This is a genomic window from Meiothermus sp. (assembly GCF_025056915.1).
Lineage (GTDB): Bacteria > Deinococcota > Deinococci > Deinococcales > Thermaceae > Meiothermus.
Window position 1 is genome coordinate 1 of sequence record NZ_JANWVH010000094.1, and the last position, 9,920, is coordinate 9,920.

The 9,920-nt window shown below is 64.1% G+C and carries 12 protein-coding genes; 5 read left to right on the forward strand and 7 right to left on the reverse strand.

Features of this window, described 5'->3' with window-relative positions:
* A partial coding sequence (locus NZN28_RS12640; protein WP_295398705.1) for a diguanylate cyclase occupies positions 1-1,527 on the reverse strand: 1,527 nt, incomplete at its 3' end.
* Positions 1,528-1,681: 154 nt separating this feature from the next.
* On the opposite strand from NZN28_RS12640, the gene NZN28_RS12645 reads away from it, so the two are divergent.
* On the forward strand, positions 1,682-2,140 hold the full coding sequence (locus NZN28_RS12645) for a tRNA (cytidine(34)-2'-O)-methyltransferase (protein WP_295398706.1): 459 nt from the start codon (positions 1,682-1,684) through the stop codon (positions 2,138-2,140).
* A gap of 143 nt (positions 2,141-2,283) precedes the next feature.
* Here the strand turns inward: NZN28_RS12645 and NZN28_RS12650 are convergent, their stop codons facing one another.
* Positions 2,284-3,339 (reverse strand): [LysW]-lysine hydrolase, encoded by a 1,056-nt coding sequence (locus tag NZN28_RS12650; RefSeq protein ID WP_295398707.1) that lies wholly within the window; start codon positions 3,337-3,339, stop codon positions 2,284-2,286.
* Between the two features lie 165 nt (positions 3,340-3,504).
* Between NZN28_RS12650 and NZN28_RS12655 the strand changes: the two genes are divergently transcribed.
* Positions 3,505-3,744: a ferredoxin gene (locus NZN28_RS12655; RefSeq protein ID WP_295398708.1), complete on the forward strand. Its 240-nt coding sequence runs from the start codon at positions 3,505-3,507 to the stop codon at positions 3,742-3,744.
* Between the two features lie 281 nt (positions 3,745-4,025).
* On the opposite strand, the gene NZN28_RS12660 is transcribed toward NZN28_RS12655, so the two are convergent.
* Together NZN28_RS12660 and tsaE are read right to left on the reverse strand one after the other, a co-directional pair.
* Positions 4,026-4,205 (reverse strand): hypothetical protein, encoded by a 180-nt coding sequence (locus NZN28_RS12660; protein WP_295398709.1) that lies wholly within the window; start codon positions 4,203-4,205, stop codon positions 4,026-4,028.
* 133 nt (positions 4,206-4,338) lie between these two features.
* Positions 4,339-4,764 carry a tRNA (adenosine(37)-N6)-threonylcarbamoyltransferase complex ATPase subunit type 1 TsaE gene (gene tsaE, locus NZN28_RS12665; RefSeq protein ID WP_295398710.1) on the reverse strand — a complete coding sequence of 142 codons (426 nt, stop codon included), beginning with the start codon at positions 4,762-4,764 and terminating at the stop codon, positions 4,339-4,341.
* A 504-nt stretch (positions 4,765-5,268) separates the two neighbouring features.
* Here tsaE and NZN28_RS12670 point away from each other — a divergent pair.
* Entirely contained in the window at positions 5,269-6,492 is a 1,224-nt protein-coding gene (locus NZN28_RS12670; RefSeq protein WP_295398711.1) for a TCR/Tet family MFS transporter, read from the forward strand.
* Between the two features lie 88 nt (positions 6,493-6,580).
* Here NZN28_RS12670 and NZN28_RS12675 read toward each other — a convergent pair whose 3' ends face one another.
* The 3 genes from NZN28_RS12675 to NZN28_RS12685 all read right to left on the reverse strand — a co-directional run bounded on the left by NZN28_RS12675 (position 6,581) and on the right by NZN28_RS12685 (position 9,040).
* Positions 6,581-7,078: a macro domain-containing protein gene (locus NZN28_RS12675; protein WP_295398712.1), complete on the reverse strand. Its 498-nt coding sequence runs from the start codon at positions 7,076-7,078 to the stop codon at positions 6,581-6,583.
* Between the two features lie 24 nt (positions 7,079-7,102).
* Positions 7,103-8,170, reverse strand: a complete 1,068-nt coding sequence (locus NZN28_RS12680) for a C45 family peptidase (RefSeq protein WP_295398713.1) — start codon at positions 8,168-8,170, stop codon at positions 7,103-7,105.
* A 78-nt stretch (positions 8,171-8,248) separates the two neighbouring features.
* Entirely contained in the window at positions 8,249-9,040 is a 792-nt protein-coding gene (locus NZN28_RS12685; protein ID WP_295398714.1) for a metallophosphoesterase family protein, read from the reverse strand.
* Positions 9,041-9,062: 22 nt separating this feature from the next.
* Here NZN28_RS12685 and NZN28_RS12690 point away from each other — a divergent pair, with 22 nt between their 5' ends.
* Together NZN28_RS12690 and NZN28_RS12695 are read left to right on the forward strand one after the other, a co-directional pair.
* Entirely contained in the window at positions 9,063-9,638 is a 576-nt protein-coding gene (locus NZN28_RS12690) for a chromate transporter (protein WP_295398715.1), read from the forward strand.
* Positions 9,631-9,920, forward strand: a 290-nt coding sequence (locus tag NZN28_RS12695; protein ID WP_295398716.1) for a chromate transporter, incomplete at its 3' end; no start/stop codon positions are given. The genes NZN28_RS12690 and NZN28_RS12695, both read left to right, overlap by 8 nt.

Consider the following 9,920-nt stretch of genomic DNA (forward strand, 5'->3'; position numbering starts at 1 on the left):
CTCGAGCCAGCGTTGCACCGTGCTCATCGAGGTTGGCGTCTCACCGCCGGCCAGGCCCCCCGAGACGCTCAGGCGCCAGGGGATAGGGCCGATGTGCAGGGCCCGCAGCTCGCCCCGGATGCGCTCGAGCACGTGGTAGGCATCCTCGAGGTCGGCCCCAAACAGCACCAGCCCAAATTCTTCGCCGCCCATGCGCACGGCCAGGTCGTCGCTCCGGCTGGCCTTGCGCAGCAGCCCGGCCAGTTGTTTGAGCACCTCGTCGCCCACAGGGTGACCGTAGGTATCGTTGACGCGCTTGAAGCGGTCTATGTCCAGCAGGGCCAGGGTGATGGGCTTGTCCTGTTCGCCCGCCAGGCGGATCAGCCGTTGCATCTGGCGCTCGAAACCCCGGCGGTTGAGCAGGCCGGTGAGGGGGTCGGTGTAGGCTTTGCTGCGCCACTCGCTGAGGGTGAGTGAGAGCCGCAGCCGCTCGGTGAGCAGCGGGGCCAGCGCTTCCAAACCCCGCTCGTCTTTGGGGGGGCCAAAAAAGTAGAGCCGTCCTTCGGCGGGTTGATCGAGCGCTAGTTCAAAGGTGCGCACATAGGGCCCGCTCTGGCCCGCACGGAAGGTTGCGTCGGAACGCACCTCCAGCCCCACCAGGTTGCCAAACAGGGGCTTGAGGCCGTCCAGCACGCTTTGCAAGACGCCCTGGGGGGTGAGGTGCTGGGTGGCCTGGCTTTTGCTGGAGAGGGTCTCGAGCAGGTTGACCCAGAGCTCGAGCTGCCGCTCCGAACGAAGGATGCGCTGATAAACCACCAGCCCAACCCCGGTTATCACGGCAAAGACCGCATAGGCCCAGCCCGCCAGCACCCACTCGGAAAACCGGTTGGGGGCCTGGAGGTTCAGGCTCAGCGCCACCAGGCTGCTCAGAAGACCGGCGGTCATCAGAATCAGGAGGGTTTTGCCGATGCGTTGCTGAGCGATTTCCAGGTGAACACCCCAGGCCAGCAGGGCCAGGCTCATGCCCCAGGCCAGATGGGTAAAACCGCCGGGTTCACCCAGCCAGAGGAGGGCCAGGCTCCCGCCCGCCTTGAGGAGCAGCCCCAGCCCCCAGACCAGCCGGCCCTCGCCGACCTGTCCCCGCAAGGCGGCCTCGAGCAGGGGCAGGGCCAGCAACAGGGGCAACAGGTCGGTCAGCCACACCGCCCGAGAAAGCTCGAGGCCCGCTTCCTGGAGGGGGCCCAGCAACATGAGGCCGATGAATGGAAGCAGACCCAGGCTGTACCTGGGGGTGTCGGTGGATTGAAGCCTGCGCAGGGTGGTGAGCCAGGCCAGCGCGGCCAGCAGCAGGAAGCCATCCGAGGGTTTGAGGGTGGCCAGAGAGGCAGAGGCAGGCTCGAGCAGCCGGGCCCCGGCGTGTAGCCCCCCCAGCAAGACCCCCAGCGAGGCCCCCCGCCAGACCGGCTCCTGCCGGGCCAGCCACCAGATCCAAAGCCCGGTCGCGGCGGCCAGCAGCATGAGTCCGATTTCGGGCAGCGCCTCGGTCATGTCTTTCTACAGTAAACAGGACGCAGTTAAAAAAATCGTGGAAAATGCACACCCAAACGTTACTTTCGCCCCAATCCACCCGTTACTTTTGGTCTGGCGCCTTAATCTTCAGGGGCCCTGGGGGCCTTGGGCCGTTATGGGCTAAATTCAAAGGGTGTTTAACATCGCGCTCTACCAGCCGGAAATCCCTCAGAATGCGGGCAACATCGCCCGCACCTGTGCGGCCACCGGGGCCCGGCTGCACCTGATTCGACCCCTGGGCTTCCAGTGGCACAGCCCCAAACTAAAGCGGGCCGGGCTCGACTACTGGTCGTCGCTCGACTACGTTCTGCACGACTCCTGGCAGGCTTTTGTAAACCACCTCCCACCGCACAGCCGGGTATGGGCCTTCAGCAGCAAGGTTCCCAGACCTTACACCGAGGTGCAGTACCAGCCGGGCGATTACCTGCTCTTTGGGCCCGAGAGCCGGGGCCTGCCGCCGGAGGTGCTGGGGTGCTTTCCCGGCGTCACCATTCCCATGCCCGGTAAAGGCGGGCGTTCGCTCAACCTGGCGGTGGCGGTGGGTGTGGGGCTGTACGAAGCGCTGCGCCAGGCGGGTTTTGGGTCGGGATAGGGTCGGGGGCTCGGGCAACCGGACGCCCAGGGTTTTACAACCGACCTTGGGCCATGCGCTACCGGCTTTCAATCCTCATCCACCGTTCCATGGACCATCGTCCATTGACTATAGACCCGCCTTCAGCCTCCGGCTCTGCGCGCTTACTTTGCCAGCCGGGTGAGCGCGGCCCGCAAGGCCTCGATGGCCTTCAGAAACTCGGGAATTTCCACGTGTTCATTGGGGGTGTGGTCGAGGGTGGAGTCGCCCGGCCCGTAGGCCACCATGGGCACCTTCCAGTGGGGGGCCACAATGTTCATGTCGGAGGTGCCGGTCTTGTACTTGAACACCGGCTCACCGCCAGCCTGGCGGATGCCCACGCGCAGGGCGCGGGTGAGCGGGGTGTCTTTGGGGCCCACATAGGGCACCTCGCGCCCGGAGAAGTCCAGGTCGAGAATCGGAGGGGCATACGCGGTCAGGTGGCGGATGGCCTCCTCCACCGAAAGCCGGGGCGGCAGGCGCAGGTCGAACTTCATCTCGGCCTGCTGGCGGTTGTCGGGATGCTCGATTTTGAAGTCGCGCAGGTTGTACTGCACCTGGTTGAAAGGCCCCTGGCCAGTGTTCATGGCCTCGGCCCAGGCCTTGATGCTGACAAAGTAGCTGATGAGCTCCTCGGCGGCGTTGGGCTCGTGGTGGGCGGAGTGGAAGTTGTCTTTCTCGCGCCGCACCCGCACCAGCAGGCGGCCCTTGTAGCCCAGGGTGATGCCCTGCCAGCTCGAGGGCTCCCCAATCACCACAAAATCGGGCTTAAGCTTGTCCACCACGTAGCGGGCTCCCTTGGAGCTGGGGACTTCCTCCTCGGTGGCCCCGACCACATGAACGGTGAGCCTTTGCAAGACCTCGGGGGAAAGTCCGGCGGCGGCCAGCACAAAGGTCACAAAGGGCCCTTTGGCGTCCACCGAGCCGCGGCCAAAGAGCTTGTCGCCCTCGAGCCGCACCGGCACCACCCCCGGAACGGTGTCGATGTGGCCCAGGAGCACCACCTGCACCGGCCCAGTGCCGATCTGCCCCCGGGCGTTGTCGGCTTCGTCCACCCAGGCTCTGGTATAGCCCAGTTTTTTCATGCCCTCGGCCAGGTACTGGGCCACCGGGCGCTCCTGGCCCGAGACCGAGGGGATCTCGAGCGCGCCTCTCAGGAAATCAACAGGGTCTAGACTCATACCGGAATGGCCCAGGACAGCTTCGGGGCCGCATTCCGACAGAATATCATTTTGTGGGATGGCGTTCGCATACCCCTTGACATTTCCCAGAATTCCTTAGAATAAGGCTCAGTTTGGCGGCCTTGCTTTGCGTGAAAATCCCAAGCCAACCAACGGAGGAAAACCATGCCCCATGTGATTGTTGAACCCTGCATCGGCACCAAGGACAAGTCCTGTGTCGAAGTCTGCCCGGTCGAGTGCATTTACGACGGCGGCGACCAGTTCTACATCCACCCCGACGAGTGCATCGACTGCGGCGCTTGTGTGCCGGCCTGCCCGGTCTCGGCCATCTACCCCGAGGAAGACGTGCCCGAGCAGTGGCACGACTACATCGCCAAAAACCGCAGACTCTCAGGCCTCGAGTAAGCCCCCGGCCCATCGCGGAAGGCTGCCAGCGGGCAGCCTTTTTTCGTCTTGTACCAGCCCTGCTCGAACCCTTTGCATGCTATTGAAGCGGTCCGTCGAAACAGAAGTTAGAGCGCTCTTCACATATCGCGATAGGGCGCAGGGGGCAGGTGTTGAAGCCCCACCATCCACCCCTTCCACCCTGTATTTCCTTGAAAGGTGCTTGTACGCCCAGAGCGCCGGTCGCGAGCTTTGATCCATCCGATGGCGAGAAAGCGTTACCACTCCAAAAGCCCATAAGGTTACTGTTTTTTGAGTTTGTCAAAGTACACCCAGACCCAGTACAGCCCCAGCACAACCCCGGCCACCACCGCCAGCGTCACCAAGGAGCGCAGCCAGGGGCCAAAGGCCACCCCCACCGCCAGGCCAACCAGAAAGCTGAGCAGGTGGCCCCGGTAGCGGCGAATGAGGTTTGAGTTCATGGCCTCGAGCCTACCCTCGGGCGGGGCTTGGGGGCTACCCCCACCCAGCGGGAAACGCAGAAGGCCGGGCTCCGTGTTTCTCGAAGGAAAGGAAGCCTGGGAAAGCAGTTCAAAGTTTGACCATGCCCGCTCTTCATGCCAAAGTAATGGCTTGCGCCTGGCCGTGGGATATCAGCTCCACGCTACGTCCTTGCTCAGTGGGCGTCAGGCGAATTTCCAGGCTATCCGGGAACACCTCAGGCTGCCCCCACTCGATGAGCACCAGCCGGGCCTCGGGCAGGTAGTCCTCCAGGCCCAGGCTGTAAAGCTCGGCCTGGTCGGCCATGCGGTAGGCGTCAATATGCACCACCAGGCCCTGTGGGGTGGGGTACTCGTGGATCAGGGTGTAGGTGGGGCTGGTCACCTCGCCTTCGAACCCCAGGGCCTCGGCTATTAACTTGACCAGGGTGGTCTTGCCCGCGCCCAGAGGCCCGGTGAGCAGCACCAGGGTGCCTTCGGGCAGGCGCTCGGCAAGTTGTCGGGCCAGGGTGCGGGTGTCCTCGAGGCTCTCCAGCAGCACGCTTTTAGCTTACTCTGCGGATGGCCGATGGCCGATAGTACGGTGTCGCATAAAAGCCCGTACAACACCCGCACGGTGGGCGAATCAAGTCAATCCCAGCCTGGCCTCGCTCCGTTCCTCCCCTACCTCGTAGGGGAGGCCAGGTGGGGTGGCTGACCTGGCCCTTCACGCAACCAGCCGATGGGGGGTCTTGTCCGATACCCTCCCCAACCCTCCCTACGCGGTAGGGAGGGGCCTGAGGGCCATCACGCTTTGGAATCTGCGGGCGTGTATGGGTATCTTTACGACTGTGGAGTAGTCCATAGCCAAAGTCCAACGCCACGCTCAAGCCGAACCTGCACATGCGGTTTTCTCGCAAGGATCGGCAAGGGTTCCACCAGGGAGGGCTGGGGTGGATTGCAAGTTTAGACTTGCACAGCTCGAAATTTCCGGGTTTTTGGCCCGATTCGAAGTATGCACGTGCTTCCGATTGGCCTGGGGTTGGGGTGTCATAATGGCCCGGTTATGCCTTCTGCTAAAGCTGCCTCCATATCGTTCATTCTGATTTCGGTGCTGATCAACGTGATGGGCCTGGGCCTGGTCATTCCGGTATTGCCCAAGCTCATCGAGACCCTGGCGGGCAGCGTGGAGGCCGGGGCACGGCTCAACGGCCTCTTTTTTGCGGTGTATGCGGTGATGCAGTTTGCCTTTGGCCCCATTCTGGGCATGCTCTCCGACCGCTATGGGCGTCGCCCGGTGTTGCTGGCCTCGCTGGTGGGCACCGCCCTCGATTATCTGATTGCGGCCCTGACCCAGTCCATCTGGGTGCTGTTTCTGGCTCGAGTCCTCGCGGGGGCCCTGGGCGCCAGCCTTTCCACGGCCAATGCCTACATCGCCGATATTTCCAGGCCCGAGGAGCGGGCCCGCAACTTCGGCCTGATTGGGGCCACTTTCGGGATGGGCTTTGTGCTGGGGCCGGTGGTGGGCGGGGTGCTGGGCAACCTCGACCTGCGCCTGCCCTTCTATTTCGCCGCAGGGCTTTCCTTTCTCAACTTTCTGTACGGCTATTTTGTGCTGCCCGAATCGCTCAAACCGGAAAACCGCAACCCCAAAGCCCGGTCGCTCAACCCCTTCACCGCGCTGGGCATCCTCGGCAAAACCCCCATGCTGCGCGGCCTGAGCCTGAGCCTCTCGCTCATCTTCCTGGCCTTTGGGGCCTTGCAGAGCGTGTGGGTGCTGTACACCGCCTACAAGTTTGCCTGGAAGCCTTTGGAGGTGGGCTTCTCGCTGTTTCTGGTGGGGTTAGGGGGCGTGGTGGTGCAGGCCGGACTGGTCAGGCCCATAGTGGCCCGGCTGGGCGAGCGCCGGGCGCTCGTTTTGGCGCAGAGCATGGGCATTTTCTCCTTCACCCTGTATGGCCTGGCCACCCAGGGCTGGATGATGTACGCCATCATTGCCCTGGCCGCGCTGGGCAACCTGGGCCAGCCCCTCATTCAATCACTCCTGACCCGTGAGGTCTCACCGCAGGAACAGGGCACCTTGCAAGGGGCGCTGGCCGGGGCGCAAAGCCTGACGGTGGCGGCGGGCGGTTTATTGGGAGGCTTCCTCTTCTCGCTAGTTGCCAGACCGGAGGTAGCGCCCTGGCTGGTGGGCCTGCCCTTCTTTGTAGGGGCTTTGCTGTATCTGACCGCGGTGACCAACACCGTGCGGCTGTTTCGGACTACCCCGGAGACCCGAGCCACAGCCTGAGCCAGGCGGGGTTGGGAAGGTTGAGCCGTTAGCGCAGGTGGCACAGGCTTTAGCCCCACGCTTACCCGAGACACGCACGGGCTGGGGGCTAAGTTCTATTGAAGTGGTCGAGAACTTGCCGCAAAACCTGCACATCTGACTCGGTGAAGCCATAGAGGGTCACTTCCAGCGAGTCGGGGGCTGCGAGCAGCTCGGCCAGCATCACCTCGGCCACCTCTTTTACAGGTAACCCGGCCACGCCCGTTCCCAGCAGTGGAAAGGCCACTTTGTGCAGGTTTTTTTCCAGCGCTATACGCAAGGCCGCCTGGGTTGCGCGGCGGACGGTTTCCAGGCTGGCGGGCCGATCGCCCATGGCCGCCGCATGGATCACATAGCGCACCGGCAGCTGCCCGGCCCCGGTAAGGGCGGCCTCGCCAACCTGAATGGGGCCGTGCCGGTTGCACTCCTCCTGGATGCTGGGGCCGCCTTTTCGCCGGATGGCCCCGGCCACGCCTGAGCCCAGCATCAGGTGGTTGTTGGCGGCATTCACAACGGCGTCGCCGACAAACTCGGTAATGTCACCCTGGACGATACGAATTCGGGCCATGCGGCCAGTGTAGCCTGGGGAACCTTAGACCTGGTAGCGCACGTAGGGGTTCTCGTGGGGTGGGCCGTCGGAAATCCACAGCTCGAGGGTGCCCAGGTTCATGATGACCGAGGCCAGCGTGCAGTAAGGCTCGCCCAGCGCGTACTCTTCCGGGCTGGCGGTGCGGCAAACTGCGTAAGGTGCACCATCCCGATCCGAGAGGGCCGCTTTCAGGTCCTCCAGGCCCGGTTTTTCCACTTCGCCCAGCCGCAGGCTCAGGCGTTCGGCCCGGTGGTGCGAGCGGTCGAGCCACTCGATGGGCGGCACCTCGATACCAAAGCGCTCGGGCGCAAGGTAGTGGTTGGCGTGTACCAGCTGGCGTTCGTCCTCCCAGAGGGCCACCCCCGCAGGCGAAACCTCGATATCCACCGCCTGCACCCCTTGCCCAATCAGAAAGTTGCCCGAAGCCGTGCGGGGGGTTTCGAGAATAGCGGCTTTGGCCTCCTCCAGCGTTTTTTGCCGCAGGGCCTCATAGGTGCGCAGGTGGAAGGGTTTGCCCAGCCCGGCCCAGTTGTCCCCCACCGAGACCAGCCCGTTGATGCAAAGCCCCAGCCCGTGCGAGTTGAGGCCAATCTTGCCGCCAAAGATGCCCGCCTCGGTAAAGGCCAGCACCCGGGTGCCGTCGGGCTCGGTGATGTGCTGCAAGGCCCCCTGCACCCCTTCCATCCAGTCCCAGTTCTGGCCCATCCAGAGGTTGCCATCGGCGCTGTGGCCGGGCAGCAGGGCGAAGGCGGTACAGCCGTTGGGGGCCTCGTGGCCGAACTGGTGATAGACAATCTCATAGCGCACGTTGAGGGTGGCGATATCCACCAGGGGCTGCCCCGAGCCTGCCGCAATGCCCTCGATGCCCTCCGCATAGGCCGGGCTTTGTTGCCGGAGGGCTTGCCAATACCGCGCACCCCGCTCGCGGGCTTCGTCCGGCGGCAGTTTGCACTCCACCTCGAAACGGTGAAAGTAGACCCCCAGGTTGTGGGCAATCTGTGCGGCCAGGGCGCGGCCTTGCGCCAGGCCCTGTTCGTAAGGCGAACCCGAGAGTTGAAGGTAGGGCAACATGGGTTCATTATGGCCTACCCTGATGAAACCGTTCGTAGCGGGCCTGCTTGCGCCCTGCCGTAAGGTGGCTTGCATCGGTCACTTCAAACCAGATAGGCCCAGCACAAACCCCGGCCCCCCGTTCCACAGGCAGTGATCCACGTTGAAGCAGAGGCCATCGTTGTACTCCAGCGGGTAGAGCACCATCTGGGGCGCATAGCCAATCAGGCTGTAGATGGGGGTATGGCCGTGAATCAGGCGGCTTGCGCCGAGTTGCCCCAGGACTTCTTCGGTCAGGGCGATGCCCCCGTTCAGGAACGAAAACCGGCTGGCGAACTGCTCGGCCAGCGCGTCCCAGGCTTCGACCCGGTCGGAGCGCAAAATAGCGCTCAGGTTTTGGTTGATGTCCTCCAGGGTTTCGCCGTGCTCGAGGTAAAACAAACTGTCGGCGTGCATCAGGAGCGAGCCCTCGACCCGGGCCAAAGCCGGGCGGTTTTGCAGCCATTCGATGTGGGCCTCGTTCAGGCGTTCGAAGTCGGGCTCTTTGCCGCCCACCCGCTGCCAGATTTCGTAAAAAGTGAGGCTCTGGCCCTGGCGCTTGAAGCTGGGGATTTCGACCTGGGTAAAGTGGTGCGCGGCCAGCAGCATCACATCGTGGTTGCCCAGCAGGGCATGCACGCCCCCCCCGGCGGCGGCGGCTTCGCGCTCGAGGCGCATCAAAAGCTCGATTACGCCGATGCCGTTGGGGCCCCGGTCGGTGTAGTCGCCCAGGAACCAGAGCTGGGCCTGCCCGCCCGTCCACTCGAGGGCTTCGCCCAGAAACCCCTCGCGCTGCAACAGCCGGATCAGGGGTTGCAGGCAGCCGTGAACGTCGCCAACTACGTAGTGCATCGCCAAAGTGTATCATCCAACCGTGAAAGTACCGCTCTCAAAGCTGTTTTACGCATTTGTGGAAGTGGGCCTGGTGGCTTTTGGGGGTGGCGGCAACGCCCAGCTCTACCAGGCCATCGTGCTCCGGCGGGGCTGGATGGCCGAGCGGGAGTTTCTGGAGACCACCGCCTTGTGCCGCATTCTGCCAGGGCCGGTGTTTGCCAACGCGGCGGCCCACCTGGGGATGCGGCTGGGGGGTGTGGCCGGGGGGGTGCTGGCCCTGCTGGGGGTGCTGACCCCAGGGGCTTTGTTGATGTTTTTGCTGAGCTTCGCCTACTTTCGCTTTGGGGCCGTGCCCGGCTCGCTGGCCGAGAGCGCCCTGAACGGGGTGGCGGCGGCGGCCATCGGGCTGATTCTGGCCACCATGCTGCGCCAGGCCCCCATTGCGCTGGACGCCCTCAAAGCGGTCTTGCTGGCCCTGGGGGTGTTTGTGACCTATGGCCTGCTGCACTGGCCGCTGCTCTTGGTGCTGCTTCTGTTTGTGCCGGTGGGCATGGCCCTCTACTGGTCGGAGGCCGCCGAGGCCTGGCCGGGCTCGGAGGTGGAGCCCCGTGGCTGAGGTGCTCGAGGTCTTCCTGGCCTTCTTGCGCTTTGGGGTGCTGAGCTTTGGCGGGGGCATGGCCAACCTGCCGGAGATGGCCCGGGTCATCATCGGCAATGGTTGGGTGACCGGCCCGCAGTTTGCCGACGGCTTTGCCCTGGGGCAGTTTGTGCCGGGGCCCAACATGCTGGCGGTGCTGTTTTATGGCCTCTGCGCTGCCGGTTTGCCGGGGGCCCTGGCGGCTATGCTGGGCATGTTTCTGCCCGGCGCGGTGGGGGCCATGTGGCTGGTGAAGGGCTG